The sequence below is a fragment of the Micromonospora sp. Utrum1 genome, assembly GCF_057197805.1.
Map to the genome: position 1 here is coordinate 2891680 of NZ_CM170071.1, position 25025 is coordinate 2916704.

At 75.6% G+C, this 25025-nt stretch carries 25 protein-coding genes and 2 pseudogenes; 12 read left to right on the forward strand and 15 right to left on the reverse strand.

The annotated features are described in order from the left end of the window. Positions 1 to 6: 6 nt before the first annotated feature. The 3 genes from AC0OLQ_RS13735 to AC0OLQ_RS13745 all read right to left on the reverse strand — a co-directional run bounded on the left by AC0OLQ_RS13735 (position 7) and on the right by AC0OLQ_RS13745 (position 4666). Positions 7 to 1665, reverse strand: a complete 1659-nt coding sequence (locus tag AC0OLQ_RS13735) for a glycosyltransferase family 2 protein (RefSeq protein WP_484531626.1) — start codon at positions 1663 to 1665, stop codon at positions 7 to 9. Beyond that, positions 1647 to 3218: a glycosyltransferase family 4 protein gene (locus AC0OLQ_RS13740; protein WP_484532343.1), complete on the reverse strand. Its 1572-nt coding sequence runs from the start codon at positions 3216 to 3218 to the stop codon at positions 1647 to 1649. Before AC0OLQ_RS13740 ends, AC0OLQ_RS13735 begins: the two co-directional genes overlap by 19 nt. Before the next feature lie 224 nt (positions 3219 to 3442). Beyond that, complete coding sequence (locus tag AC0OLQ_RS13745) at positions 3443 to 4666, reverse strand: MFS transporter (protein WP_484531627.1); 1224 nt, start codon at positions 4664 to 4666, stop codon at positions 3443 to 3445. Between the two features lie 450 nt (positions 4667 to 5116). Here AC0OLQ_RS13745 and AC0OLQ_RS13750 point away from each other — a divergent pair, with 450 nt between their 5' ends. The 3 genes from AC0OLQ_RS13750 to AC0OLQ_RS13760 all read left to right on the forward strand — a co-directional run bounded on the left by AC0OLQ_RS13750 (position 5117) and on the right by AC0OLQ_RS13760 (position 9531). Continuing rightward, complete coding sequence (locus AC0OLQ_RS13750) at positions 5117 to 5644, forward strand: GNAT family N-acetyltransferase (RefSeq protein WP_357345121.1); 528 nt, start codon at positions 5117 to 5119, stop codon at positions 5642 to 5644. 391 nt (positions 5645 to 6035) lie between these two features. Beyond that, positions 6036 to 8186, forward strand: a complete 2151-nt coding sequence (locus AC0OLQ_RS13755; RefSeq protein WP_484531628.1) for an amylo-alpha-1,6-glucosidase — start codon at positions 6036 to 6038, stop codon at positions 8184 to 8186. Between the two features lie 46 nt (positions 8187 to 8232). After that, positions 8233 to 9531 carry an NAD(P)/FAD-dependent oxidoreductase gene (locus AC0OLQ_RS13760; RefSeq protein ID WP_484531629.1) on the forward strand — a complete coding sequence of 433 codons (1299 nt, stop codon included), beginning with the start codon at positions 8233 to 8235 and terminating at the stop codon, positions 9529 to 9531. Between the two features lie 5 nt (positions 9532 to 9536). Here the strand turns inward: AC0OLQ_RS13760 and AC0OLQ_RS13765 are convergent, their stop codons facing one another. The 3 genes from AC0OLQ_RS13765 to AC0OLQ_RS13775 form a co-directional block, all read right to left on the reverse strand. Beyond that, positions 9537 to 10673: an AI-2E family transporter gene (locus AC0OLQ_RS13765; protein WP_484531630.1), complete on the reverse strand. Its 1137-nt coding sequence runs from the start codon at positions 10671 to 10673 to the stop codon at positions 9537 to 9539. 43 nt (positions 10674 to 10716) lie between these two features. Continuing rightward, entirely contained in the window at positions 10717 to 11508 is a 792-nt protein-coding gene (locus tag AC0OLQ_RS13770) for a spermidine synthase (RefSeq protein ID WP_484531631.1), read from the reverse strand. A gap of 68 nt (positions 11509 to 11576) precedes the next feature. Beyond that, on the reverse strand, positions 11577 to 12548 hold the full coding sequence (locus AC0OLQ_RS13775; protein WP_484531632.1) for a DUF2267 domain-containing protein: 972 nt from the start codon (positions 12546 to 12548) through the stop codon (positions 11577 to 11579). A gap of 185 nt (positions 12549 to 12733) precedes the next feature. On the opposite strand from AC0OLQ_RS13775, the gene AC0OLQ_RS13780 reads away from it, so the two are divergent. After that, positions 12734 to 13048 carry a hypothetical protein gene (locus tag AC0OLQ_RS13780; RefSeq protein WP_484531633.1) on the forward strand — a complete coding sequence of 105 codons (315 nt, stop codon included), beginning with the start codon at positions 12734 to 12736 and terminating at the stop codon, positions 13046 to 13048. Positions 13049 to 13114: 66 nt separating this feature from the next. Here the strand turns inward: AC0OLQ_RS13780 and AC0OLQ_RS13785 are convergent, their stop codons facing one another. Together AC0OLQ_RS13785 and AC0OLQ_RS13790 are read right to left on the reverse strand one after the other, a co-directional pair. Then, positions 13115 to 13459: an STAS domain-containing protein gene (locus AC0OLQ_RS13785; RefSeq protein ID WP_484531634.1), complete on the reverse strand. Its 345-nt coding sequence runs from the start codon at positions 13457 to 13459 to the stop codon at positions 13115 to 13117. Positions 13460 to 13504: 45 nt separating this feature from the next. Continuing rightward, the gene (locus AC0OLQ_RS13790) at positions 13505 to 13867 is read right to left on the reverse strand and encodes an STAS domain-containing protein (RefSeq protein ID WP_484531635.1); all 363 of its coding nucleotides are present in this window, start codon (positions 13865 to 13867) and stop codon (positions 13505 to 13507) included. A 241-nt stretch (positions 13868 to 14108) separates the two neighbouring features. On the opposite strand from AC0OLQ_RS13790, the gene AC0OLQ_RS13795 reads away from it, so the two are divergent. The 6 genes and pseudogenes from AC0OLQ_RS13795 to AC0OLQ_RS13820 all read left to right on the forward strand — a co-directional run bounded on the left by AC0OLQ_RS13795 (position 14109) and on the right by AC0OLQ_RS13820 (position 18476). Further along, positions 14109 to 15869 carry a PP2C family protein-serine/threonine phosphatase gene (locus AC0OLQ_RS13795; RefSeq protein WP_484531636.1) on the forward strand — a complete coding sequence of 587 codons (1761 nt, stop codon included), beginning with the start codon at positions 14109 to 14111 and terminating at the stop codon, positions 15867 to 15869. A gap of 89 nt (positions 15870 to 15958) precedes the next feature. Beyond that, positions 15959 to 16060: pseudogene (locus AC0OLQ_RS13800) on the forward strand (B12-binding domain-containing protein); the annotation flags it as partial. A gap of 157 nt (positions 16061 to 16217) precedes the next feature. Continuing rightward, positions 16218 to 16913 (forward strand): cobalamin-dependent protein, encoded by a 696-nt coding sequence (locus AC0OLQ_RS13805; RefSeq protein WP_484531637.1) that lies wholly within the window; start codon positions 16218 to 16220, stop codon positions 16911 to 16913. An 87-nt stretch (positions 16914 to 17000) separates the two neighbouring features. After that, positions 17001 to 17348, forward strand: coding sequence for an STAS domain-containing protein (locus AC0OLQ_RS13810; RefSeq protein WP_357345100.1), 348 nt, complete (start codon positions 17001 to 17003; stop codon positions 17346 to 17348). Positions 17349 to 17420: 72 nt separating this feature from the next. After that, positions 17421 to 17867 (forward strand): response regulator, encoded by a 447-nt coding sequence (locus tag AC0OLQ_RS13815; RefSeq protein WP_484531638.1) that lies wholly within the window; start codon positions 17421 to 17423, stop codon positions 17865 to 17867. A gap of 120 nt (positions 17868 to 17987) precedes the next feature. Next, on the forward strand, positions 17988 to 18476 hold the full coding sequence (locus AC0OLQ_RS13820) for an ATP synthase subunit B family protein (protein WP_484531639.1): 489 nt from the start codon (positions 17988 to 17990) through the stop codon (positions 18474 to 18476). A gap of 8 nt (positions 18477 to 18484) precedes the next feature. Here the strand turns inward: AC0OLQ_RS13820 and AC0OLQ_RS13825 are convergent, their stop codons facing one another. Then, positions 18485 to 19324, reverse strand: a complete 840-nt coding sequence (locus tag AC0OLQ_RS13825) for a hypothetical protein (RefSeq protein ID WP_484531640.1) — start codon at positions 19322 to 19324, stop codon at positions 18485 to 18487. A gap of 319 nt (positions 19325 to 19643) precedes the next feature. On the opposite strand from AC0OLQ_RS13825, the gene AC0OLQ_RS13830 reads away from it, so the two are divergent. Continuing rightward, positions 19644 to 20594, forward strand: coding sequence for an endonuclease/exonuclease/phosphatase family protein (locus AC0OLQ_RS13830; RefSeq protein WP_484531641.1), 951 nt, complete (start codon positions 19644 to 19646; stop codon positions 20592 to 20594). A gap of 4 nt (positions 20595 to 20598) precedes the next feature. Here AC0OLQ_RS13830 and AC0OLQ_RS13835 read toward each other — a convergent pair whose 3' ends face one another. Both AC0OLQ_RS13835 and AC0OLQ_RS13840 read right to left on the reverse strand, forming a co-directional pair. Beyond that, the gene (locus AC0OLQ_RS13835; RefSeq protein ID WP_091309083.1) at positions 20599 to 21027 is read right to left on the reverse strand and encodes an OsmC family protein; all 429 of its coding nucleotides are present in this window, start codon (positions 21025 to 21027) and stop codon (positions 20599 to 20601) included. A gap of 75 nt (positions 21028 to 21102) precedes the next feature. Beyond that, positions 21103 to 22053 (reverse strand): serine/threonine-protein kinase, encoded by a 951-nt coding sequence (locus AC0OLQ_RS13840; RefSeq protein ID WP_484531642.1) that lies wholly within the window; start codon positions 22051 to 22053, stop codon positions 21103 to 21105. Between the two features lie 156 nt (positions 22054 to 22209). Here AC0OLQ_RS13840 and AC0OLQ_RS13845 point away from each other — a divergent pair, with 156 nt between their 5' ends. Beyond that, positions 22210 to 22434, forward strand: a complete 225-nt coding sequence (locus AC0OLQ_RS13845; protein ID WP_484531643.1) for a hypothetical protein — start codon at positions 22210 to 22212, stop codon at positions 22432 to 22434. A gap of 6 nt (positions 22435 to 22440) precedes the next feature. Here AC0OLQ_RS13845 and AC0OLQ_RS13850 read toward each other — a convergent pair whose 3' ends face one another. The 4 genes and pseudogenes from AC0OLQ_RS13850 to AC0OLQ_RS13865 all read right to left on the reverse strand — a co-directional run bounded on the left by AC0OLQ_RS13850 (position 22441) and on the right by AC0OLQ_RS13865 (position 25011). After that, positions 22441 to 22761 carry an alpha/beta fold hydrolase gene (locus AC0OLQ_RS13850; protein ID WP_484532539.1) on the reverse strand — a complete coding sequence of 107 codons (321 nt, stop codon included), beginning with the start codon at positions 22759 to 22761 and terminating at the stop codon, positions 22441 to 22443. 148 nt (positions 22762 to 22909) lie between these two features. Continuing rightward, positions 22910 to 23239: pseudogene (locus tag AC0OLQ_RS13855) on the reverse strand (alpha/beta fold hydrolase); the annotation flags it as partial. Next, positions 23236 to 24129: an SDR family oxidoreductase gene (locus AC0OLQ_RS13860; protein ID WP_484531644.1), complete on the reverse strand. Its 894-nt coding sequence runs from the start codon at positions 24127 to 24129 to the stop codon at positions 23236 to 23238. The pseudogene AC0OLQ_RS13855 and the gene AC0OLQ_RS13860, both read right to left, overlap by 4 nt. A 9-nt stretch (positions 24130 to 24138) precedes the next feature. Continuing rightward, on the reverse strand, positions 24139 to 25011 hold the full coding sequence (locus tag AC0OLQ_RS13865; RefSeq protein WP_484531645.1) for an FAD:protein FMN transferase: 873 nt from the start codon (positions 25009 to 25011) through the stop codon (positions 24139 to 24141). Positions 25012 to 25025: the final 14 nt, after the last annotated feature.

Here is a 25025-nt window from a genome sequence, read left to right on the forward strand (position 1 = left end):
CGGGGGTCAGGACGCGGTGGTGAGCTGACCCACCTGGGCCGGCCCCGGCTCGGCGTGGTTCGGGCCGACCGAAGCCGGGGAGCCCGCCGGCCGGATCGGCCGCGCCGGGATCGGGACGGCGGCGGCCGGCCCGCTCCGTCGCCATCGGCGGCGCAGTCGGCTGACCAGTTGCCCCACGGTCACCGGCACCACCGACAGGACGAGCTGGCCGTTGCGCGGGTCGACGGTCGCGGCCACCCCGTACAGGCGGGCGCCGCGGCGCAGCAGCCGGGGGCGGCCGGCGGCGAGCCGGGGCGCGCGGACCGGGGCGCTGCCCCGGCCGTGGCCGCCGTCGACCTCGGCCCGGACCGGGTGGCGCTGGCCGCTGGCCGCGCTGCCGGCGAGCAGCCGGTCGACCGGGAAGTCGGTCCGCACGGTCCGGCCGGTCGGGTCGGTGGCGTCGAGCAGGGTGGTGCCGGCGACCGGGCCGGCCAGCAGCCGGACCGGCCCCGCCTGCGCCGCGAACCGGGGGTACGGGCTGCGCGTGGTCACCGCGAGGGTGTGCGCGTCCGCCCAGCTCACCGTCACGGTGTCGAGCCGGGCCAGCCAGTCGGCGCGGACCTCGGTGACGTCGGTCCAGGCGGCCGGCGCGCCCGGGTAACCGGCGTGCCAGCGGCCCTCGGCGACCACCGTGGCCGGGACGCCCCGCTCGGCGTCCTGGTCGATGACGGCCAGCAGTTCGTCGACGCCCCCGGCGGTCACCGCGCCCAGCCGCAGCCGGGCCTCGATGTCGAGCCGGTCCCGGAGCCCGTCGGTGACGTACCGCTCGACGAGCCGGCGCACCGCCGCGTGCACCCGCTCCTGGGCGGCGCGGTCCAGCCGGCGGAAGTCGTCGCCGACCAGGTTGGCCAGCTCCAGCCCGACGTGCCGGCGCAGCACGGCGTTACGCCGCGGGCCGGCCGGGATCAGCCCGGCCACGAAGGTGAACAGCCGCTCCACGCTGACCAGCCGCTGGTCCACCCGGCTGTGGTAGGTGATGTTGCGGGCGTCCAGCCGGCGCACCGCGTGGTAGTAGTCGTAGTCGGCGAGCACCGAGATCCGCCGGGCGTGGTAGCAGGCGGCCAGGGTGAACGGCTGGTCGCTGAGCACCGGCATGTCCTCGGGGAAGCGCAGCCCGAGCCGGTCCACGAGGTCCCGGCGGAACAGCTTGGTGTTCGCCAGCGACCAGGGCAGCGCCGAGTCGAACAGGCTCACGTCGACCGCGTTGCCGGTGGCGAAGACGTCGGCGAAGACGTGCCGGCCGTTGACCCCGACCACCTTGCCGAGCACCACGTCCGAGCCGTACCGGTCGGCGGCGGCGACCAGCCGCTCCAGCGCCTCCGGCCCGAGGTGGTCGTCTGAGCCGAGGAAGAAGACGTACCGGCCGGTGGCCAGCTCCAGGCCCCGGTTGCAGGGGGCGGCCGGGCCGCCGGAGTTGGCCTGGTGCAGCACCTTCACGGTGCCGGGGTGGCGGGCGGCGAGCCGGTCCAGCAGCCGGCCGCTGCCGTCGGTGGAGCCGTCGTCCACCGCCACGATCTCCAGCCGGTGCCGGCCGATGGTCTGGCGCAGCACCGAGTCCAGGCAGGACCGCAGGTAGGGCCGGGTGTTGTAGACCGGGATGACGACGGTCACGTCGGGGGTGGGCACCGGAGCGCTCCTCGGGGAGTCGGCGGGTCGGGCGTGTCCACGTCGGGCGGGGGTGGGGCGTCGGGCAGCAGCCGCCGGTACACCGCCTCCAGCACCTCGGCCTGCGCCGACCAGGTCCAGCCGGCGAGCAGGCCCGGCCGGTCGTACGCGGCGCGGTGCCGGGCGGGGTCGGCCAGCACGGCGGTCACCGCGCGGACCAGGTCGTCGACGTCGCCGGCCCGGAACACCTCGCCCTGGCCGGTCTCCCGGACGGTGGCGGCCATGGTCCGCACGTCGCTGACCACCACGGGGAGCCGGGCGTGGGCGTACTCGAAGTACTTGGTGATCAGGGCGATCTCGTGGTTGGGCCAGCGGTGGATCGGGATCACCCCGACGTCGGCGCCGGACAGGAACGGCACCACCTGCCAGTGCGGCACGTACGGCAGCACGTGCAGCCGGTCGGCGGCGCCGAGCCGCGCGGCCCGGTCGGCGAGCCGCTCGACGTAGCGCAGCGCCGGGTCGACCACCAGCGCGAGGTGCACCCCGGGCAGCCGGGGCAACGCCTCGACCAGGGTGTCCAGGCCGCGCTGCGGGGCCGCCGCGCCGCTGTAGACCAGCAGCGGCACGTCCGGGCCGATCCCGCACTCGGCCCGCAGGTCCGGCGGCGGCGCGTCACCGGACGGGCGGTGGTCGTCGGCGGGGGCGTTGAGCAGCACACCCGGCGTCTCGGCGAGCCCGTGCTCGCGGCGTAGCAGCTCGGCCAGGTCCGCCGAGACCGTGAGCACGGCGTCGGCGTGCGGGGCGTACTCCCGCTCGTGGGCCCGGTGGGCCGGCAGCCAGCGGGCGTGGTCCCGCCACGGCTTGATCCCGAGCAGGAACTCGTGGGCGTCCCAGACCAGCGCGACCCGACGGCCCTGGCCGGCCGCGCGGATCTTGGCGCGGGCGCCGACGCCGAGCATCCGGAAGTCGTGCGCGTGGATCAGCTCCGGGCGCAGCCGGTCCACCTCGGGGCCGTAGGCCAGCTCGTAGTCCCAGAGCCCCGGCTCCAGCCGCCGCCACGCCCGGTCACCCTGGACGAGCTGCCAGAACAGCGTGTACGCCCGGTCCCACGGGCCGCGGAACCGGCGGCCGTACCGGACCCGGTTCATCATCTTGGTCCGCAGCCAGACCCAGCGGTCGAGCAGCCCGGCGGCGACCTCCCGCCGGCGCAACGCGCGCCGGGCCCCGCGCAGCCGGGCCCCGGCCAGCTCACCTGCCGCGGCCCGCCGGGCCACCAGGGCGGACCGGACCGCCAGATCGGCCCGCCAGGCCCGGACCCACTGGGCGCGGTGCTCGGCGATGCCGTCCGACCGGTACGCCAGCGGCCAGCGCAGCGAGCGGCGGAACTCGTGGCGGCGCCGGTGCAGCGGCTCCGGCATCGGCAGTAGCCGCACCTCGGCGGCGCCGAGCCGCCAGGTCCGTTCCGTGCCATCGGGGGAGCGGCCGAGCAGGGTCACGTCCCAGCCGGCCTCGGCGGCGGAGCGGGCGATCTTCTGCACCCGGGAGTCGCCCTCGACCTTGTTGTCGACGAGCATGGCGATCCGGCCCCGGCGCGGCGTCGTCCCGTCGTGTGCCACTGCTGGTCCTCCGCTGGTCGGCCGGTCCGTCCGGCGCGACACCACGCTGCTGGAGGCATCCGTCGCTGCGGCTACACCGACGTGACGGCAGGGTGACCGTGAGGAGGCGGTCGGGTGGTGACCCGGGACGCCCGGGACGCCGGTGGGGAGACCGGACGGGCTCCCCACCGGCGTGGGACGGATCAGCGGCCGGTGTCGGCCAGGCGGCGCCAGGCCAGCACGGTGAGCACCGCCAGCGCCGCCGCGGCGAGCCAGAAGGGGGCCAGGATCCCCGCCGCCCGGGCCAGGACGCCGCCGGCGACCGTGCCGAGCGCCGCCCCGCCCAGGTCGGCCAGGGCGTAGACGCTGTTCACCCGGCCGCGCAGCCGGTCCGGCACGAGTCGCTGTCGCAACGACACCACGAGCACGCCCCAGACCATGGCGTGCGCGCCCCACACGGCCAGCGCGGCGCCGGCGACCACTGGATGCCGGGTGCCGGCCAGCACGACCTGGAGCCCGATCTCGATCAGCAGCCCGGCCCGGAGCAGCGCGGGCGTGCCGAACCGGGACCGCAGCCGGGTGGCCAGCGCGCTGCCGGCCAGTCCGCCGAGCGCCGAGGCGGTCAGCAGCAGGCCGTATCCGACCTCGGCGAGGCCGAGCCGCTGCCGGGCGTAGAGCACGAACGCGGCGAAGGCGGCGCAGAACGCCACGTTCATGACGGCGATGCAGCAGGCCAGGGTGCGCAGCACCGGCACGGCCCAGAGCGCGCGCAGCCCTTCCACCACGTCGGCCCGCAGCGACCGGTCCGGAGCCGCGGGGGCCGGCGGCGTCGCGGACGGGACGGGTCGCCAGCGCAGCAGGGCCAGCAGCAGCGCGGCCACCCCGAAGGTGGCCGCGTCGAACCCGAACGGCAGCGCGGCCGCGGTCAGGAAGAGGTACGCCCCGAGCGGCTTGGCCACGAACTGGTTGCCGATGACGAAGGTGGCGGAGAGCCGGCTGTTGGCCTGCTCCAGCCGGTCGGCCGGCACCACCGACGGCAGGAGCGCCCCGGCCGCGGTGTCGGCCAGGGTCTCGCCGATGCCGGTGAGGAAGAAGGCGAGGCAGACCAGTGGCACGGTGGCCACCCCGGCGAGCACCGCCCCGGCCAGCGCGGCCAGCACCAGGGCCCGAGCCAGGTTGACCGTGACGATCAGCCGGCGACGGTCGAGCCGGTCCACGAGGGCCCCGCTGACCAGGGCGAGGAGCAGCCACGGCAGTTGCGGGGCGAGCGCCGCGGCGGCCACCGCGGCCGGGTCCGGGGTGAGCGAGGCGACCAGCAGCGGCGCGGCCACCAGGGTGACGCCGTCGCCGAGATTGGAGACGGCCGACGCGGTCCAGAGCCGGCGGAAGTCGGGGCCGAGCCGTCCGGCGGGAAGGGTGGCCGTCATGCCGGCCACCGGGCAGGGGTACGTGGTCCGGGCGCGACGCGGCGCCCGGACGGGTTGTCCGGAAACACGAGGAACTCCCTCGGAAGCGATGTGGTGGCGTGCGGGCACGCCAGGACGTCGGGATCCGCGCGGGGGCGGATCACCGGATCGCTTCGCGGCGAGGGTGGCGGTGTCGGGCCTGGCAGGAAGCGCCGGGCGGGTCGGGCTTCGACGACTCGAAGCTCAGCGCGCCTGACGCCGCGCGGCGACCTGGAGCCGTCGGCCGAGCCGCGCCGGTCAGGTCAGGTCAGGACACCGGGTCGCCCAGCGGCGAAGCGGGAACCAGCACCGTGCCGAGTGGAGCAGTCCTCATGATCGACCTCCCGTCCTCGGCTGCCACGCTAGGGCACCGCGGCGCGCGGCGCGACCCGGTTGGACAGCGGCCGGGCGGGTGACCGAGAGTGGCTCACCGTGAGGTACCTGCGCAGCGACGGCCGCGTCGCGATCCGCCGCCCCCGCCCCACCGACGAGACGGAGTTCGTCGCCGCCGCCCGGCGCAGCCGCGACCTGCACCACCCGTGGCTCGCCGCGCCCGACGACGCCGAGCAGTACGCCGCCTACCTGCGCAAGATCCGGGGGCGGGGCAACGCCGGTTACCTGTTCTGCGACCGGGCCACCGGGGCGATCGCCGGGTACGCGAACATCAGCGGCATCGTCATGGGCGCGCTGCGCGGCGGCTACCTCGGCTACGCCGCCTTCCTGCCGTACGCCGGCACGGGACACGCCTCGGCCGGCGTGCGGCTGGTGATCGAGCACGCGTTCACGGCGCTCGGGCTGCACCGGCTGGAGGCGAACATCCAGCCCGGCAACGAGCCGTCGAAGCGGCTCGCCCAGCGGCTCGGGTTCCGGCTGGAGGGCTTCTCGCCGGACTACCTGTTCATCGACGGCGCCTGGCGGGACCACGAACGCTGGGCGATCACCGCGCCGGCGCCGGGCTGAACGGCGCGGTGGCGGCCGCCCAACGGCGACCGCCACCGGCGTCATCGGCTCAGCGCCCGGGCCCCCGATCCCGCGGCCGCTGCCCGGTGAGGCGCTGGAGCTTCGCCTCCTTGTGCTCGACGCGCCGGCGCTGCCGGGGCGTGAGCTGCGGACGGCCACTCTGCTGCCGATAGTGGGAGACACGTCGGTCGGACGGCAGGATGCTCATTGCGGGCTCCCCTCTGTCGGGATCGACTCTCGCGCTCCCACCACCCTCCGTCGCGGCCGGGTGAGCTCACCCCACCCGGTCCGGGTGAGCGGCGGTCATGCTACCCGGCTTCGTTGATGACGGAAGGTTTCACCCGGAGCGGGTGATGCGGCCCTCGCCCGCGCTCCTCCTACGGTGGGCGGCATGGCTGTCGCGCGTCCGACTCCCGCCGACCCGACGCCCGACCTGGCGGCCGCTGCCGGGCCAGGCGACCAGCGAGCCGTCCCGCCCGAGCTGGGCCCCCAGTCGCTCGCGGTGCTCAGCGGGCCCACCTTCATGTACTCCGACCCCGCCGGGGACGTGCCCCCGGGCAGCATCGGCGGGTTGGTCCACCTGGACACCCGGCTGGTCAGCGGTTGGGTGCTGACCATCGACGGCCGCCGGTTCCCGGTGCTGCGCTCGGAGACCATCGACCACTACTCCGCTCAGTTCATGCTCACCAATCCCGAGCTGCCCGGGCTGCCGCCGGACAGCCTGAGCGCGCGCCGGCTGCGCTACGTCGGGGACGCGTTCCACGAGCGGATCGAGCTGATGTCGTACTGCACGGAACCGGTGCGGTTCGAGGTGCGGCTGGCCGTCGCCGCCGATTTCGCCGACCTGTTCGAGGTCAAGTCCGGGGTGCGGGACCGCTCCGCCGACATCGTCCGCCGGCACGGCGCCGACGGAGCCGCCCTCTTCTTCCGGTACGACCGGGACGGCTTCACGGCCACCACCGACCTGCGCTCCAGCCTGCCCCCGGACCGGATCGAGGGCGACGAGCTGGTCTGGCAGGTGGAACTGGACTCCCGTGAGGGTTGGCGGGTGGACCTGGAGATGCCGCTGGCGCCCGGGCTGGGGGTCGTGGAGCCGGTGCGCGGCGACATCGCCGAGGTGGTGCACCGCCGGGCCGACGACCCGCTGCGCCGGTGGACGGAGAGCCGCGCGCTGCTGCAGAGCGACAACCCCGTCCTGGAACGGACCGCCCGCCGGTCCCGGTACGACCTGGCCGCGCTCCGGCTGGACCTGGAGGTCAGGGGCCAGCGGGTCATGCTGCCCGGTGCCGGGCTGCCCTGGTTCCTGACCGTGTTCGGCCGGGACACGCTGATCACCGCGTACCAGACGCTGGTGGCCGGGCCCGGCCTGGCCCACGGTGCGCTGCTGGCGCTCGCCCGGCTCCAGGGCACCCGGTGCGACGACTTCACCGACGAGGAGCCCGGCCGGATCCTGCACGAGGTGCGCAGCGGCGAGCTGACCCGCACCGGGGTCAAGCCGTACACCCCGTACTACGGGACGGCGGACGCCACCCAGCTCTGGCTCGTCCTGCTGTCCGAGTACTGGCGGTGGACCCGCGACGACGACCTCGTGCGCCATCTGCGCGAGCCGGCGCTCGCCGCGCTGCACTGGATCGACGCCTACGGCGACCGGGACGGCGACGGCTACGTCGAGTACGCCACCCGCTCGCCCGAAGGGCTGGGCAACCAGTGCTGGCGGGACTCCCCGGACGGGGTCTGCTTCTCCGACGGCCGGATCCCGGTGCTGCCGATCGCCACCAGCGAGATCCAGGGCTACACCTACGACGCGAAGCTGCGCCTGGCCGAACTGGCCGAGGGGCCGCTCGCCGACCGGTCGCTCGCCGCCCGGCTGCGGGCCGACGCGGCCCGGCTGTACGAGCGGTTCAACCGCGACTTCTGGCTGGACGAGCGAGGCGGCTTCTACGCGGTCGGCCTGGACGGCGACAAGACCCCGATCGACTCGAAGACCTCGAACATGGGCCACCTGCTGTGGAGCGGCATCGTCCCGCCCGAGCGCGCCGAGGCGGTGGTGCGCCAGCTCATGCACGAGGAGATGTTCTCCGGATGGGGCATCCGCACCCTGTCCCGGGAGGACCGGCCGTACAACGCCCTCGGGTACCACCTCGGCACCGTGTGGCCGCACGACAACTCGATCGCGGTGCTCGGGCTGGTCCGCTACGGCTACCGGGCCGAGGCCAACCGGATCGCGCTGGCCATGCTCGAGGTGGCCGAGCAGTTCGGCTACCGGCTGCCGGAGGCGCTCAGCGGGTACGCCCGGGACCGGACCATGTTCGCCGTGCCCTACCCGACCGCGTGCAGCCCCCAGGCGTGGGCGGCCGGCGCGCCGCTGGCCCTGGTCCGTGCCATGCTCGACCTCAACCCGGTCGACGGCCGGCTGGAACTCGACCCGCACGTGCCGCCCGAGCTGGGCCGGGTCACCGCCCAGCGGGTCCGCGCCTTCGGGCAACGCTGGGACCTGGAGGCCGTCGGACGCCGCGGGTACGTCCGGCTCGCCGCGGACTGACCGAACCGCCACGTTTGTCCGGGCCCGCGATGGGAACGGGTCCGCAATGACGAAGCCTCGTGTGGTGATCGTGGGGGCCGGGTTCGCCGGATACCACGCGGCGAAGACGTTGATCCGGCGGGCCGGCAAGCGGGCCGAGATCGTCCTGCTGAACACGACCGACTACTTCCTCTACCTGCCGCTGCTGCCCGAGGTGGCCGCCGGGGTGGTGGAGCCCACCCGGATCGCCGTGCCGCTCGCCGGCACCCTCGACGGCGTCCGCGTGGTGATCGGCGAGGCGGACCGGGTCGACCTGCAGAACCACTGGGTCGGCTACCGCTCCGTGGAGGGGGACCACGGTCAGCTCGCGTACGACCGGCTGGTGCTCTGCGTGGGCAGCGTCAACAAGCTGCTGCCGATTCCCGGGGTGACCGAGTACGCGCACGGCTTCCGGGGCCTTCCCGAGGCGCTCTACCTGCACGACCACGTGGTCCGCCAGACCGAGCTGGCCGAGCTGGCCGACGACCCGGCCGAGCAGCGGTCCCGGTCCACCTTCGTGGTCGTCGGCGCGGGCTACACCGGCACCGAGGTCGCCGCGCACGGCCAGCTCTTCACCGACCGGCTGATGGCGCAGCGCCCCCACCTCAAGGTGCGGCCCCGCTGGATGCTGCTGGACGTGGCCCCGCGCGTCCTGCCCGAGCTGGACCAGCGGCTGTCCGTCACCGCCGACCGGGTGCTGCGCCGGCGCGGCGTCGACGTGCGGATGGGCACCTCGGTCTCCGAGGCCACCCCGGACGGGGTGCTGCTCACCGACGGCGAGTACGTGCCCACGTGCAGCCTGGTCTGGTGCGTCGGCGTGCGCCCCGACCCGTTCGTGGCCGAGCTGGGGCTGCGCACCGAGAAGGGCCGCCTCGTGGTCGACGAGTACCTCAACGTCCCCGGCTACCCCGAGGTGTTCGCCTGCGGCGACGCGGCGGCCGTGCCCGACCCGACCCGCCCCGGGCAGATCTGCGCGATGACCGCCCAGCACGCGCAGCGGCAGGGCAAGCTCGCCGCGCACAACATCGCCGCCTCGTACGGGCAGGGCACCCGGAAGACGTACAAGCACCGCGACCTGGGCTGGGTGGTCGATCTCGGCGGTAAGGAAGCGGCGGCCAACCCGCTGCACGTGCCACTGGCCGGCCTGCCGGCCAAGGCGGTCACCCGCGGCTATCACCTTTATGCCATGCCCAGCAACCGGGCCCGGGTCGGCGCGGACTGGCTGCTCGACGCCGCCCTGACCCGGCCCGCCGTGCAACTCGGCCTGGTATCGGCGAACGCGGTGCCGCTGGAGAGCGAGTCGCCCGAGGTGGTCCACCGCCGCTGACCGGGTCAGCCGCCGGCCGGCGGCGGGTTCCCGTCCGCGGGTTTCCGGCCGCCGGCTCTGCGTCGTACCGCCGGGCCCCGGCCGGGTTCGGCCGGGACGGGCAGCGCCTGCCGGCCGCCGGCGTTGAACTCGCGCAGCAGGACCTGCCCGATCCCGGCCACCGGGATGGCCAGCAGAGCGCCCACCAGTCCGGCCAGCTCTGCGGCGAGCAGCACGCTGACCAGGACGGTCAACGGGTTCAGCCGCACGGCGCGGGCCATGATGACGGGCTGCAGCAGGTGATTCTCGACCTGCTGGTAGACCACGAAGAAGACCAGCACCACGACGCCGGCGGTGGGGGAGTGCAGGAACGCCGCCCCGGCCGCGACGATCGCCCCGAGGGTGGCCCCGACCAGCGGAATCAGGTCGGCCAGCGCGACCACCAGGGCGATCACCCCGGCGAACGGCACCCCGGCGAGGAAGAGCACCCCGAAGGTCAGCCCGCCGCAGATCACGCTGATCAGGAGGTTGCCGCTGAGGTAGCCGGTGATGATCCGGGAGGAGTCCCGGCCGATGCGCCGCAGTCGCTCCGCCGCACCGTCGCCGACCAGCTTGAGCGTGCCGGCGATGATCTTCGGGGCCTCCAGCACCATCAGGTAGGCCAGCACCACCACGGTGACCACCGCGGCGACGGTCTCGAGCACGCCCCGGACCACGCCGGCCGCCGGCTGACCGAGCCGGGAGCCGTAGCGCTGGAGCTGGTCGGCGTGGGTGTCGGCGTACCGGCGCAGGTGGAACCGGTTCAACGCCTCGCCGACCGGTCCCCGCCCGGCGCGGACGTCGCGGAGCAGCTCCGGGGCCTGGTCGGCGAACCGGCGCAGCTCGTCGACCAGCGGCAGCACGATCATCGCGCCCAGCGCGGCCAGCAGCACGAAGGTGGCCAGGAAGACCAGCAGGGTGGCCAGTGCCCGGCGCCGGACCAGCCGCCGTTCCACCCCGTCGACCAGGGGTTTCAGGGCGACCGCGAAGAAGGCCGCGACCAGGGCCCAGACCAGCACCCGTCGGGTCGCCCAGACCAGCGCCAGCCCGACCAGCGTGACGAGCACCAAACCGATCACGATCAGCGCCCGGCGGGCGGTGGATCGGTCTTCGGCGTTGCTCATCCGGCGCGGCTACCCGCCGCGGACCGGCGGAAACCCTACCCGGTCAGTCCTCGGCCAGGGTGGCGTCGGTGGCCGGCAGGGCGCCGGCGACGAAGGCGTCCAGCGCCGCCCCGTGCAGCACGCCGCCGGGCACCGGGTCGCCGGCGGCGCGGGCGACGAGCCGGCGTACCGGCAGCCGGCCGGGGCGGGTCGCGGCGGCGAGCACCAGGTTGCCGTACCGCCGGCCGCGCAGCATCCGCCGGTCGGCGACCAGGCAGACGTCGGCGAAGACCGCCCGCAGCGTGGCGACCTGCGTTCGCGTGTGCGCCAGCGGCGGCAGGTCGGTGACGTTGACCAGGAGGATGCCGTCCGGGGCGAGCACCCGGGCCGCCTCGGCGGCGAACTCGACGCTCGCCACGTGCCGGGGCATCCGGGCCGCCCGGTAGACATCGGCCAGCACCAGGTAGTACGCCCCGGCCGGCGCGGCGGTGACCGCGTCCCGGGCGTCGCCGATCTCCACGACCACCTCGGGAGGCGCCGGCGGCAGCTCGCGGCGGACCAGCTCGACCACCGCCGGGTTCCGCTCGATCACAAGCTGCGGGGAGCCGGGCCGGGTGGCGGCCAGCCAGCGCGGCAGGGTCAGCGCCCCGCCGCCCAGGTGCAGGGCGGCCAGCGGCCGGCGCGGCGGGGCTGCCAGGTCGACCACGGCGGCCATCCGCCGCACGTACTCGAAGTGCAGGTGGCGCGGGTCCGCGATGTCGACGTAGGACTGTTCGACCCCGGCGGCGCGCAGGGTCCGGCCGGTGGGCCGGGCCCGGTCCACGACGATCTCCAGGACCTCGGCGTCGCCCTCCACGGCGGGCAACGCTACCCGGCCACGGCGGGCCGGCGGGCGCGGTGCCCGCCGGCCCGGTCGCCCACGGCTCAGCCGGCGGCCATCCCGGCGCCGGCCTCCTCGATGGCGGCGTCGACCTGCCGGGCCAGGTCCACGTCCAGCGCCGTCACCCCGTCGACCTGCTCGGTGCGCACGGTGAGCACGGCGCTGTCCGGGTCGGGCCGGCCGATCTGCGGGCCGCGCCCGGTGTCCACCCGGATCAGGTCGAGCCGGTCGAGCACCCGGTCCAGGTTGTCGGCCGGCAGCTCGATGGTGCGCACCAGCGACTGCCGGTCGCTGGACCAGTACGGCAGCCCGCCGAGCGCGGCCCGCAGTTCCTGCTCGTCCAGCGGGGCGGTGGCGGACGTCGCACCCACCAGGCCGCCGCCCGGCTCCGACGGGGCGAGCAGGTCCCGCAACCCGTCCGGTACGCGCAGCGACTCGACCAGTTCGCCGTCCGCGTCGGCCAGCGCCGCGAGGGTCGCCTCGGCCTGGTAGCGCGCCTGCTCGGGGGTGAGACGGCTGCGCCGGCCCACCTCGGCCAGGAACCCGGGCAGGTCCCGCCGCCGCTCGATGCCGTCCACCGGCACCACGTCGTGCAGCTTCACCGGCACCGCCTCGAGCAGCCGCTCCCGCTCGGCCTCGTCGAGCGCCCAGGCCAGCGCGAGCACGGTCGCCTCGGCCGCGACCTTGGCGGTCGAGAAGTCCACCCCGGCCCGCCGGCTCACGTCGTCGACGAGATCCCGGTAGCCCAGCGTGGTCACCCGGACCGGCCGCTCGTCGGGCAGCGGGCGCGGGCGTTCCGCCACGGCCGCCGGCGGCGGCGCGGGACCGCCGCGCGTGGTGTCCGGCTTGCGATGGCCGGCCGGCGCGGGGCCGGACCGTTCGCGCCGGTCCAGCGAGGTGATCTGCTTGGACGCGCTCAGGCTGGCGCCGGTCTGGCTGGGCTGCCGACCGCGTTCCCTGGCCTCCCGGGCCAGGGCCCGGCGGCGCTGGTTGTCGCCCTCCATCTGCTTGCGCATCGTCGCACCTCGTTCCTGGTCGGTTGCGCTTGCGCCGGTCGCCTTCCCGGCGCTGCTGGGAAGGAAACGGGTGCTGCCGGACCGGACAGCTTCACTCGCTGCGGGTGAGGACCGGTCACCCGGGGGTGCCGCACGATCGGGGTGGACCGGAAGAACTTCCGACGCACGCGGAAGGGCAGGTCGTCATGAAACGGATCGTCGAGATCGTCCCCGCCCGGCCCGGCTGGTACGCGCGGTGGCAGGTCGACCCGGAGGGCACCCGCTGCTATCCGGTGACCCTCTGGGCGCTGCTGGAGGAGAGCGACGGCAGCGGACGCGAGGTCGTCGGCGTCGACTGTGTGGGCCAGTGGCCCGGAGCGGACGACAACGAGGCGGGTGGGGAGTTCGTCCGTTACCTGTTCCAGACGCCTGATTCCGGCGCGCCGGAGGACGCGGCCTCACCCACTGTGGGGGAGCTGCGCGAGTCCGGCCCGCGCCTGCAGCCTGCCCCGGCTGCCTGAGCCACCCTCCCCGCCCCCGGCCCCTGGTCCCAGGGTCGGGGGCCACCCCCTGTTCCGGGGCGGCGGTCAGCCGACCTCGCGGGACTCCTCGGCCGCCGCGGGCGACCCGGCCAGCAGCTCGGCCAGCCCGGTGCGGTCGAGCAGCTGCCGCAGCTGCGCCTTCGCGTGCTCCAGTCGTACCGCGCCGGCGCCGGCCCGGTGGATGACCACCAGGGCGCTGAGACCGGAGGAGTCGCAGAGCGCCACCCCGCCGAAGTCGAGCAGCAGCTCCCGGTAGCCGTCGCGGCGCAGCTCGGCGGCCGCGGCGACCAGGTCCGGCGCGCTGTCGTAGTCCAACTCGCCGGTCAGCCGAAGCCGGGCACGTCCGGCGTCGAGCCGGTTCACCTCGATGGTCAACAGCTGGGAGGGCATGCGGCCATGTTCCCAGTCCGGGCTGATTCGGAGAACCCGGGGTGCTCAGGCAAGGGCCGACGAGTCCGTCGCGGGCCGCTCGGACCGGCCGGTCGGCTGCGGCCGGGTCAGCAGGCCGGTGACCCCGGTCATGTCGAGGATGGTCGCCAGGAAGCGCGGGGTCTCCCGCAGCTGGATGTCCGTGCCGCCCTCCTGGCCCTGCCGCCAGGCGTGCACGATCACCGACAGCCCGGTGCTGTCGATGAAGAGCAGGTCGCGGAAGTCCAGCACGAGCGTTCGTGGGCCCTCGGCCAGCAGCCGGTCGACCTCGGCCCGCAGCGGGGCGGCCGTGGTGAAGGCGAGCTCACCGCCGGCCCTGATGACGGGGGCCACGGGATCGGACCGGTCGACCGAGATGGTCAGCGGCATCGCCTCGGGCGTTCTCCGTTGAGGTGGCACCATCACGCCTTTCCCCGCCGGCCGGTCGGGCCGGGTCGTTCCGGATCGTAACAACCCCGGAGCCGGCCCGCCGGACAGCGCGTGCGCAGGTCGGAGCGCGGCCGTGGGGTGGCGGTCCCGGCGCACCGGCGTAGGGTGGGGCGAGGAGATTTGACCATACCCGCCGGTTTTCGGCGGACCGCGGTATCGACCAAGGAGTGGGGCTCAGCTGGTGACTGCTGCCGACGTCAGGGGCGCTGACCCGGGCGACGGACGGGTCTCCAAGCCGGGTGTCAGACGAGGTCGGGTGCGGCCCGCCGTCACGCCGGCCCTGCCGCCCCTGGCCCCGGATCGCGGTCTGCCCACGCCCGACTGGTCGGAGGTGGTGGAGCACTTCCGCGAGGGCCTCATCGTCTCGGACGCCGACGGTGTGGTGCGGCATCTCAGCCCGGTCGCCGAGCGACTGGTCCCCGAGGTGGTGACCGGCGAGGTGCTCGCCGCGGCCGGCGTGCCCGCGCTGCTCGCCGACGACCCGGGCGAGTTCACCCATCACGGCCGGCGGCTCCGGCTGCGCCGGGTCCCGCTCTCCGCCGGCCGCCGCTGCTCCTACGTCGAGGACGTCACCGAGAGCGTCAGCCGGGCCGACGCGTTGCTCGCCGAGCGGGCCCGCTCGGCGTTCCTCGCCGTGGTCGGTGAGAAGCTCGGCAACCCCCTGCACCCCGACCGCGCCGCCGCCGCGGTGGTTCGGCTGGCCGTGCCGACCGTGGCCGACGTCTCGGTGTTGGTGCTGGCCCCGCGCTCGGGCCGGGCCCGCTGGTGGCGGGCGGTGCGCGCGGACGACGAGGGACCCGCCGTGGACAGTGGCGTGCTCGCCGCCACGGCGCTGCCGTCAGCGATGGAGGAGGGCCTCGGCGGCGCCGAGCCGCATGCCGTGGACTGGCTCGTGGAGCAGGCCGTCGAGGCCGGCTGGCTGCCCGGCCCCGAGGCGGCGGGAGTCACCGCGCGGGTGGTGCCGCTGCCGGGCCGGGAGTCTCCGGCCGGGGTGCTGCTGGTCGCCCGACGGGCCGGCCGCTGGTTCGACGAGGCCGACCGCGACCTGGTCCGCGCCTTCGCGGCCCGGGCCGGTGCCGCGCTGACCACCGCCGTGCTCTACCGGGACCAGGCCGAGGTCGCCGACACCCTTCAGGCCAGCCTGCTGCCCGTCGAGCCGGCGGCGGCCGCCGGTGTGCAGTGGGGCACCGCGTACCGGCCGGCGCAGGCCGGGCTGCGGATCGGCGGCGACTTCTACGGCTCCCACCGGCTCCTCGACGGCGGCTCGGTCTTCTTCCTCGGCGACGTCTCGGGCAAGGGCGTCGAGGCGGCCGTGTTCACCGGCCAGCTCCGCCAGTGCCTGCACGCGCTGCACCGGGTCGAGTCGCAGCCGGCACGGCTGCTGAAGCTGCTCAACGACGCGCTGCTGGAGACCACCCAGGCGCACGGGCAGGGCCGCTTCGCCACCATGGTGCTGGGCGTGGCGCGCCCGCACCGCGACGGCAGCCTCACGCTGACCATGGCCGGGGGCGGCCACCTTCCGCCGCTGGTGCTGCGGGCCTCCGGCGAGATCGAGGTGGTCCCGCTGAGCGGGATGCTGATCGGCGTGGTGCCGGATCCCCGGATCGGCGAGGTGACCGTGCAGCTCGCGCCGGGCGAGACCTGCCTGCTCTACAGCGACGGGGTGACCGAGGCGCGGGGCGGCCGGCGGGGCGACGAGCAGTTCGGCGCAGAGCGGCTGTTCCACGCGCTGACCGGCTGCCACCGGATGCCGGCCCCGGCGCTCGCCGAGCGGGTCGAGCAGGTGACCTGCGACTGGCTCGCCCACGGCGACCACGGCGACCACGACGACATCGCCGTGCTCGCGTTGCGGGCCACCGGCCCGGGCGGCCGTTCCGGCCGCCACCTGCACGCGGTGCCCGGCCCGAGCGGCGCCGACCGACCGAGAGAGACCGACGCGTGACCGCGACGACCACCGAGGCCGAGCCGGCCCGCGCCTTCCCCGGCTACCTGGAGTGCCTGGCGGAGGCCGACGAGCACGCCGCCGTCGAGGTGGCGCGCGGGCTGCTGGAGGCCGGCGTGCCGGCCGAGCGGGTGCTGCTGGACCTGGTCGCCCCGGCGCAGGCCGAGGTGGGGGAGCGGTGGGCGCGCGACGAGTGGAGCGTGGCCCAGGAGCACGCCGCCACCCACATCAGCGAGCGGGTGGTGGCCGCCGTCGCCGCGTACGCCGATCCCCGCCCGACCCGGGGCCGGATCGTGGTGGCCTGCATGGACGGCGAGTGGCACGCGCTGCCGGCCCGGCTGGTGGGAGGTGCTGCGGCTGCGCGGCTGGCAGATCACCTTCCTCGGCGCCAGCGTGCCCGCGGCGCACCTGGTGTCCTACCTGCACCGCAACGACGCGCACGCGGTGGCCCTGGCCTGCGCGTTGCCGATGCGGCTGCTGCACGTGCACCGGATGATCGAGGCCTGCCGCCGCTCGGACGTGCCGGTGGTGGTCGGCGGGCGCGGCTTCGGCGACGACGGCCGCTGGGCCCGGGTGCTCGGCGTGCCGTGGTCGCCGGACGCGCCCACCGCGGCCGGCCTGGTCGCCGACGAGCGGGCGCTGCGCGCGGTGCCGCCGGCGCGGCTCGACCACCTCGCCGACGACGAGTACGCGAGCTTGGCCAAGCGGCGCGGTGAGCTGATCGACAGCGCCCTGGCCGATCTGCGGGAGCGGGTGCCGGGGGTGCGCGACTACACCCCGGCCCAGCTCGACTCGACCGTCAGCGACCTGGGCTACATCATCGACTTCTTGGCCGCCGCCCTCTACGTCGACGACGAGACCCTCTTCACCGAGTTCGTCGAGTGGTTGGTGGCGATCCTGGTCAGCCGCCGGGTGCCGGCGAGCGCGGTCGGGCTCACCCTCGACCACTATGGACAGCGGCTGCGCGACTTCCCCCGGGCCGGGCGGTTCCTCGACCGGGCCCGCGTCCTGGTCGGCGGGCTGTCGGCCGCGTCCGGACGGTGACCGCCAGGGTGCGGGCGTCGCGGCGAGACCTGCGTATACTTGCTGCACTGCACGGATCGACCTGCGGTGCGAGCGAGAGGGGCCAGGGTGACGTTCACCGTCGCGTACGCCCAGCGGGACGGCGGCCCGGCCTGCCTCCGGCTCGCGGGTGAGCTCGACCTGAGCACCGCGCCGGAGCTCACCGCCGCCATCGACCGGCTGGCCGCCGAGGGGCACCGTGAGTTGCTGCTGGACCTCGCCGGGCTGACCTTTTGCGACTCCACCGGGATCGCCGCGTTCGTCCGCGGCGACAACCTGGCCGCCGCCGCGGGCGGCTGGTTGCGGGTCACCGGCGCGACCGGTCGGGTGGCCCGGGTGCTCCAGATGACCGGGCTGGCCGAGGTGCTGAGCTACGGGGCGGACCGGGCCGACCCGGCCACGCCGGCCGCCTCCTGATCGGATAGATTTCCCCGCCGACAGTCGATTTCGCCGTCGGCGCTCCACCTCCGAGACGAAGCAGGTAGTCCCATGGGTCATGGCACCCCGAGCCCCGTTCGTATCCTGGTGGTGGACGACGACCCGGGTGACGTCCTGATGATCGAGGAGGCCCTCGAGGACTCCGACGTCGAGAAGATCATCGACGTGGTCAACGACGGCCAGGAGGCGATGGAGTTCCTCCGCCGCGAGGGTCGGCACACCGAGGCGCGGCGGCCCGACGTCATCCTGCTCGACCTGAACATGCCGCGGATGGACGGGCGCCAGGTGCTCGGCGAGGTCAAGCGGGACGAGGACCTGCGCACCATCCCGATCGTCGTGCTGACCACCTCCAACGCCGACACCGACATCCTCGGCAGCTACACCCTCCAGGCCAACGCGTACGTGACGAAGCCGATCGACCTGGACGACTTCAACGACGTGGTGCGCCGCATCGACGAGTTCTTCGGCCGGGTGGTCGTGCTCCCCAAGCACTCCTGACCACCTTCGTCCGGGCGTCCGGATGCTGAACATTTTGCGGGAACCGCCGCGGGCGTGGCCACCCGCCGCCCAGGATCGTCAGGTGGGGAAGTGACACCAGCTGCCTGGGGGGCGACACGCATGAGGTTCTCCGTGGTTGAGACCGGTTACGACCAGCGGCAGGTGGACTCCTGCCTGGATGAGCTGGGAATCCGGTTGGTCCGGCTCGCGGCCCGCGCGGAGAGCGCCGCCGGCGCCGGCCGCGAGTGGGATCAGATCCGGGAGGACGCGACCCATCTCTGCGACTTCCTGCGCCGTCGGACCGCCGTGGTCGACGGCGAGGTGGCCGCCGGGACGGCCGCCGAGCGGGAGGCCGCCAGGCTGCTGGCCCAGGCCCGCAGCGAGTTGGAGGCCGCCCGCGAGGAGGCCCGCCAGGTACGCGAGCAGGCCTACGCCGAGGCGGTCCGGGCCCGCCGGGACTTCGAGGCGGCGCTGCTGGCCCGCCGCCGGCGCGAGGCCCGCGTCGACGAGGTCCTGTCGGGGGTACCCGGCGACACGGTTCCCCCGGACACGCCGACCGCCGCCGCGGGCGTGCCGAGCGGCGGCGCCGCCGAGCGCAGCGCCGCCTGAGCGCCGGCTCAGGCCAGCGCCGCCACCACCGTGGTGGCCCGCTGCTCGTGCTGCGCGTACGCGTCGGGGAAGGCGGAGACCTGCACCGCCTGGGCCGCCGCCGTGACGCTCATCTCCGTCCAGCCGGGCACCTTGCTCAGCGCGGTGAAGAAGGCCCGGGCCGCGTACGCCGGCCGCATGATCTCGGCGACGGTGCCCCAGCCGCTGCTGGGCCGCTGCTGGAACAGCCCGATCGAGTCGTGGTCGGAGCCGCTGCCCTGGTGCGGGTAGTCGAACGACTCGGGGAGCACGTCGCTGGCCAGGTTGTAGAGGTCGCTCTCCTGCATGGCGGTGGCCACGGCCACCACCAGCGCCCGGCGGGGCATCTTCAGGCTCAGGCCCACGTCGACGATCGTCTTGGCGTTGTCCATCTGCCGCTGGTCCAGCCCGGCGACGGGCCGGGGGCGCTTGGGCCGGACCGGCTTCTTGGGCGCCTTCTTCGTGGGTGTCGGGCTGGGCGTGGCGACCGGGATGGGGGTGACCGGCACGGCGACCGGCGGGGCGCCGCGCTCGAAGTCCCGGGAGGCCCGCTCCTCGCTGGCCGCCGCCGCCCGGTCGGCGAGCACCTCGCGGACCGGCTCGTGCCGCTGCCCGGTCTCCTTGGCGCCGACGACCCCGATCAGACCGAGGCAGCAGGTCACGCCGGTGGCGACGGCGACCCGGGCGGGGGTGGACCGGACCGGCCCGCGCCGCCGCGGTTCCGGGGCCCGGTGCCGCCCGATCGTCCGTTCGGCTGATGCCGGGTCGATCGTACGGCGAACGGGCGACGTATCGGTCGGCTGCTGCTCAATGGGGTCGTCGGGATGCACCCGCCGAGGCTAGAAAGCTTCTCGGCTCTTGCCATCGGGGTGGTTAGTGGCATGCGCCACAATTTGCCATGATCCGCCCGCACATTACGCTCGGTGCAAGACGAATTCGATCTTCTCCACGTTTCGCATTTTCCGTTCATGTCGGAAACACCCGGGCAGAACCGACGCATGATCATCTTTTCGGCGGTTCCGTCCGCCCTCCTCCGTTCGGCTGAGGGGCAGGCCCGTCACCTGGGGATCCCCAGAGGCCAGGCGGCCCACGACGGGGCGTACCCCGATCACCGCACCCGAGGTCCGCTGTCTCGATACGATGCGGACGGTGACGGAGCAGATGGTCGATGAGCGGGCCGCCGGAGAACCCGCCGGCCGCCAGGGCCGACGGGGACTGATCGTCAGCCTGTGCGCCGTCCTGCTCGCCGTGCTGCTCGTCGGCCACCGCGCGGTGCCCAACGTGCACGGCCTGGGCAGCCTGGTCGACAGCGCCACCCCGCTGCTCGGGCTCGGCGTACCCCTGCTCGCGCTGGCGGCGCTGCTGCGCCGGTCCCGCCGGGCCCTGCTCGTGGTCCTGCTGCCGGCGCTGGTCTGGGCGGCGCTCTACGGCGGCGTCTGGCTGCCGCCGGCCTCCGGGGCGGGCGCCACCTCGCTCCGGGTGGCCAGCCAGAACCTGCGCGCCGGCAATCCCGACCCGGCCGCCACGGTCGACGCCCTCGCCGACGCCGGCCCGGACCTGATCGGGCTCCAGGAGGTCGACGACGGCGGCGCGGTCGCCGCCGCGCTGCGCGGCCGCTACCCGCACCGGGCCGCGGTCTCCACCGTCGCCCTGTGGAGCCGCTGGCCGATCCGCGAGGCGCACGGGATGGACACCGGCCTCGGGTGGGAGCGCGCGCTGCGGGCGGTGGTCGCCGCCCCGGAGGGCGACCTGGCGGTGTACGTGGTCCACCTCGGCTCGGCCCGGGCCGGGCACACCGCCACCCGCGACGAGACCCTCGCCGCCCTCGCGGCGATCGTCCGGGCCGACGACGCGTCCCGGCTGGTGGTGCTCGGGGATCTGAACACCGCCACCACCGACCGGGTCTTCGCGCCGCTCACCCGCCTGCTGCGCGACGCCCAGGCCGACGCCGGTCAGGGCTTCGGCTTCACCTGGCCGGCGGACCTCCCGGTGACCCGCCCGGACCACGTCCTCTACCGGGGGCTCACCCCTACCGCGGCCGGGGTGGTGCACACCCCGGACAGCGACCACCGGGCGGTGACCGCCGGTTTCCGCTGGTGAACCGTCAGTGCCGGCCGTTCTCCGCCGGGGTGACGGTGAGCCGGTGCCGGCTGTTGTCGCCGCTGGAGAACGGCCAGAGCCGATCCGCGTGCGCGACCAGGTCCGCCAACTGCTCCCGGGTGAGGCCGGCCGAGGAGATCTCGGCGTGCACGTCGGCCCGGTACCGGCCGTCGTCGTCGCGGCCCAGCTTCGCCGCCGCGGTCACCTCGACGGTGTGCGCCTCGTCGGTGATCTCGCCGGCCGCCTCCACCGCGGCATGATGCAGGCAGGAGGCGAACGCGGCGGCCAGGAGCTGCTCGGGCGTCAGGCCGGTGCAGTGCGGCGCCAACGGGGACGCCAGGGCGGAGGAGAGACCGCCGTCTTCGGTGCGTACGTGACCGCCCGCGGCGGTCGCCGTGGCCGTCTCGGCCAGCCAGGAACTCGGATCCGGCATCGCGTTCCTCCCGTCACTCACCCGCCCGGCTACCCGGCCCCCGCCCGGCGAAACCGCGCCTGAGCAGGCCGCGCCTCAGCGAGCCCGGCCGGTCGGGTACGCGTCGACGGCGATCGCCTCGGTCGCCTCCGTGGCCGCCCGCTCGGTCCACGCCGACACCGGCGCGATCCGCTGGCGGGGCGGCGTCGCGACCATCGGCACGTAGACCCGGGCGTCCACCGCCTCGGCGAGCAGCAGCGCGGCCATCAGGCTGGTCGGCCGGGCGGTCGGGTCGGTGGCGAGGCAGCCCCGGCACAACTCGGCCGCCTCGGTCGGCAACCCGTCGATATCGGGCAGCGGCTCGGGTGGCCGGCGGCGGCCACCCACGCCGAGCAGTTCCGTGGTGCTCTCGGCCGCGTACGGGAGCCGGCCGGTCAGGCAGTAGTAGAGGAGAACGCCCAGGGCGTACATGTCGGCGGCGGGGGTGGCCGGCTGCCGGTCGAGCTGCTCCGGCGCCAGGTACGCCGGCGTGCCGACCACGATCCCGTCCGGCGTGTGATCGGGTGCGCCGGCCGGGGTGGCGATCCCGAAGTCGAGCACCTTCACCCCCGCCGGGGTGAGCATCACGTTCGCCGGCTTCACGTCCCGGTGCACGATGCCGTGCGCGTGCGCGGCGGCCAGCGCGGCGCTCACCTCGGCGCAGACCCGCACCGCGATCCGCCAGTCCAGCGGGCCGGCGCGCAGATGGGCGGCGAGCGTCTCCCCTTCGGCCAGCTCCATCACGATGTAGGGCACCGCGCGCCCGTCCGGCAGGGCGGCGGTGCCGAAGTCGTGCACGCTGGCCACGTTCGGGTGCACCAGCCGGGCCGCCGAGCGGGCCTCCGCCCGGATCCGCTTCACCGAGGTGGCCTCGCCGTCCAGCCCCGGCGAGATCAGCTTCACCGCGACGGTCCGGTCGAGCACGAGGTCGTGCGCCCGCCACACCTCGGACATCCCGCCGATGCCGACCCGCCGTTCGAGCTCGTACCGCCCGCCCAGCGTCCTCATCGACCACTCCTCGCACTCACCGGATGCCCCATCCGGTTTCGCTACCCGGGCCCCGAGCTGGGCAAACCGCCGGGCGGTTTCCCGGCCCGGGCGGGGGCGGCGCGGGGTAGCTTCGCGAGCAGGGGAGCGTGTCGACGGCGAGACGGAGGGTGCCCGGTGGCTCTGGTACGCGTACGGTTCGTCGGCGGACCCGCCGACGAACTGGTCCGGGAACTGCCGGCCGAGCCGGACGGGGCGCCGCCGAAGCGGTGGATCATGCGCCACCCCGACCGGCCGCCCGGCGGCGAGGCGGATCACCTCTACGAGCGCGGCCATCCCCACGACGGGGGCGGCTGGACGATGCGGTACGTGCGCACCGACCCGTTCGGCGCCACCGAGTGAACCCGGTCAGGCTGCCCGCGCGCCGGTGGTGCCGAGGATGACCGAGGCGACCAGCTCCGGGTCGTCGTGCATCGGCACGTGCCCGCAACCGGCCAGGTCGAGGTGCCGGGCCGCCGGCAGCCGGGTCCGGGCCAGCGCGGCCTGCCGGTAGGGCAGGATCCGGTCCCGGGTGCCCCAGGCGACCGTCACCGGTACCGTCGGCGCCCCGGCGAACACGTAGCCCCGGCCGGCCCGGGCCACCGCGCGGAAGGCCCGCGCCTCGCGCAGCGCCCGCGCGTCCGCCAGCGCCTCGGCCAGCGCCATCCGGTTGGGCCGGGCCAGGATCATGCCCAGCGCGAGGGTACGCAGCGCCGGGGGAGGCGAACAGCGACCGCAGCACCGGCTCGGGCAGCCGCGCGGCGTTGCGGTGCAGGGTGAGCACGCTGAGCGCCCAGCGCAGCTCGCGCGGGGTGCAGAAGCCGGCCGGGGAGAGGGCGGTGGCCGAGGAGACGGCGCCGGCGGCGGCCAGCTCCAGGGCGATGGCGCCGCCGAGGCTGTTGCCCGCCACGTGCGGGCGGTCCAGCCCGAGCGCGGCGAACAGCTCGACGATCCCGGCCACCAGCCCGGGCATGTCGGCGGGGAGGCCGGCGGCGGGCACCGGTGAGCGGCCGAACCCGGGCAGGTCGACGGCGATCACGTCGTGCGCCTCGGCGAGCCGGTCCAGCACCGGCGACCAGGCGGCCCAGTGGTGACCGATGCCGTGCAGCAGCACCAGCGGTGCGCCGGCTCCCCGCCGCTCGAAGACCACCTCCGCCGGCCTCGTCATCGCCGCACGTCCGGCGTGCTCGCCCCGAAGCCCCGGCCCAGCGCCCGGGCCTGCTCCTCGATCAGCGGGACGGTGTCCCTCGCGGTCCGCCCGACCAGCCGGTCGGCGAGCGGGCTGACCAGCACCGACCGGACCGCTTGCACGGCCCCGACGGCGCGCGGCACGTAGACCCGGCGCCGGCGGCGCTCGATCGCCCGGACGAACGCCTCGGCGCACTCCTGCACGGTGGTGGTCCGCCGCATCGGCCAGGGCAGCTTCGCCAGCGCCGTCTCGAACGCCGGCAGGTCGGCCCGCGCCTCGCGGACCAGGTCGGTGTCCACCCAGGACGGATGCGCCGTGCCCACGGCCACCCCGCGATGCGCCAGCTCCAGCCGGATCGCCGTGCCGAAGTGCTCGACGCCGGCCTTCGAGGCGCAGTAGGCGGCCATCCCGGGCAGCGCCGCGAACGCGGCGGCGGAGGAGACGATCAGCAGGTAGCCCCGGCGGGCGGTGAGCGCCGGCACGGTCGCCGCCGCGGTCCGCATCACCCCGATGAGGTTCACCTCGACCGTGCGGACCAGCGCCTCCACGTCGCCGACGGCGATGGTGCCCCGGTTGGCGACCCCGGCGTTCGCCACCACCGCGTCGATGCCGCCCAGCGCCGTGACCGTGCCGTCGACCGCGGCGGCCAGCTCGGCCTGGTCGGTGACGTCGGCCGGGAACCAGACGTGGCCGGGGCCCAGCTCGGTGGCGAGCGCGGCGAGGCGGTCGGGCTCCAGCCCGACCAGGGCCAGCCGCGCGCCGCGGGCGGCGGCGATCCGCGCGGTGTGCTCGCCGATGCCCCGGGCCGCCCCGGTCACCAGCACCACCTTGCCGGCCAGCCGGCCGGTGGGACGACCGTCGATGGACATGCCGGCAAGTTACCACCGGGTAGCGGGCTGGGGAAGGGCCGGCCGGCGCGTCCGCGGCCAGGCCCGGACCCCCTGGCCGGCCAGCCATTCCGGGCCGTCGGCGCCGCGGGCGAGCGCGGCCACGGCCAGCATCGCGGCGCGCGCGGCGTCGGGCGCGGCCACCGTCACTGCGGCCCACGGCGAGTCCGGCGCGGCGCCGGTGCGCGGGTCGCGTACCCCACCGCCGTCCGGGCGCAGCACGTCGGCGGTGACCAGCGCGCCGCCGGTCAGCGTGGCCGGCCCGTGGGCGACCCGCCAGCCACCGGCCGGCGCCGGGCCCGCGGCGGCCACCCGCGACCCGACCGCCACCAGCACCCCGGTCCCGTGCCGGGCCGCCACCTGTTCGGCGCACCGCTGCACCAGGTACGCGCCGGCCGTCCCGCCCAGGTCCAGCCAGAGCGGCGGCGGCACCGCCAGCAGGTCGCCGCGCAGCGACACCGCTCGCCAGCCCTCGCCCCGGTCCACCCGGCCCCAGCCCGAGCCGCACGCCGGCAGCGGGGTCACCGACCGGCGCAGCCGGGCCGCGCCGACCGTCGGGTCCACCGCCCCGCCGCTCGCCTCCGCCGCGCCCAGCGACACCGCCACCAGCTCACGCAGCAGCGGGCCGACCGGCACCGGCCGGCCGGCGGCACGGTGCGCCCGGGACAGCTCCAGGTCGGCCGCGCGCAGCCCGGCCAGCCGGCGGGCCACCGCGCGCCGGGCCGCCGGAAGCGCCGTACGATCGGACACCGCCACCCGGACCGCCCTACCGCGACTCCAGCTCGGCGCGTCTGACGCCGCGCCGCGACCTGGTGCGGTCGCCCGCCACCACCAGTGGACCTCGAAGAACCCGTCCGCGCTCATGCGGTGAGCGTGCC

Bases quoted from the DNA above. Each gene is read 5' to 3' on its own strand.
- AC0OLQ_RS13765 (WP_484531630.1), bottom strand. From the start codon at position 10,673: ATGAGCAACGCCGAAGACCGATCCACCGCCCGCCGGGCGCTGATCGTG.
- AC0OLQ_RS13840 (WP_484531642.1), bottom strand. From the start codon at position 22,053: ATGAGGACGCTGGGCGGGCGGTACGAGCTCGAACGGCGGGTCGGCATC.
- AC0OLQ_RS13785 (WP_484531634.1), bottom strand. From the start codon at position 13,459: ATGCCCTCCCAGCTGTTGACCATCGAGGTGAACCGGCTCGACGCCGGA.
- AC0OLQ_RS13820 (WP_484531639.1), top strand. From the start codon at position 17,988: ATGAGGTTCTCCGTGGTTGAGACCGGTTACGACCAGCGGCAGGTGGAC.
- AC0OLQ_RS13850 (WP_484532539.1), bottom strand. From the start codon at position 22,761: ATGATCCTGGCCCGGCCCAACCGGATGGCGCTGGCCGAGGCGCTGGCG.
- AC0OLQ_RS13775 (WP_484531632.1), bottom strand. From the start codon at position 12,548: ATGCGCAAGCAGATGGAGGGCGACAACCAGCGCCGCCGGGCCCTGGCC.
- AC0OLQ_RS13815 (WP_484531638.1), top strand. From the start codon at position 17,421: ATGGGTCATGGCACCCCGAGCCCCGTTCGTATCCTGGTGGTGGACGAC.
- AC0OLQ_RS13790 (WP_484531635.1), bottom strand. From the start codon at position 13,867: ATGCCGCTGACCATCTCGGTCGACCGGTCCGATCCCGTGGCCCCCGTC.
- AC0OLQ_RS13755 (WP_484531628.1), top strand. From the start codon at position 6,036: ATGGCTGTCGCGCGTCCGACTCCCGCCGACCCGACGCCCGACCTGGCG.
- AC0OLQ_RS13835 (WP_091309083.1), bottom strand. From the start codon at position 21,027: ATGCCGGATCCGAGTTCCTGGCTGGCCGAGACGGCCACGGCGACCGCC.
- AC0OLQ_RS13740 (WP_484532343.1), bottom strand. From the start codon at position 3,218: ATGCTCGTCGACAACAAGGTCGAGGGCGACTCCCGGGTGCAGAAGATC.
- AC0OLQ_RS13745 (WP_484531627.1), bottom strand. From the start codon at position 4,666: ATGACGGCCACCCTTCCCGCCGGACGGCTCGGCCCCGACTTCCGCCGG.
- AC0OLQ_RS13760 (WP_484531629.1), top strand. From the start codon at position 8,233: ATGACGAAGCCTCGTGTGGTGATCGTGGGGGCCGGGTTCGCCGGATAC.
- AC0OLQ_RS13860 (WP_484531644.1), bottom strand. From the start codon at position 24,129: ATGTCCATCGACGGTCGTCCCACCGGCCGGCTGGCCGGCAAGGTGGTG.
- AC0OLQ_RS13780 (WP_484531633.1), top strand. From the start codon at position 12,734: ATGAAACGGATCGTCGAGATCGTCCCCGCCCGGCCCGGCTGGTACGCG.
- AC0OLQ_RS13865 (WP_484531645.1), bottom strand. From the start codon at position 25,011: ATGAGCGCGGACGGGTTCTTCGAGGTCCACTGGTGGTGGCGGGCGACC.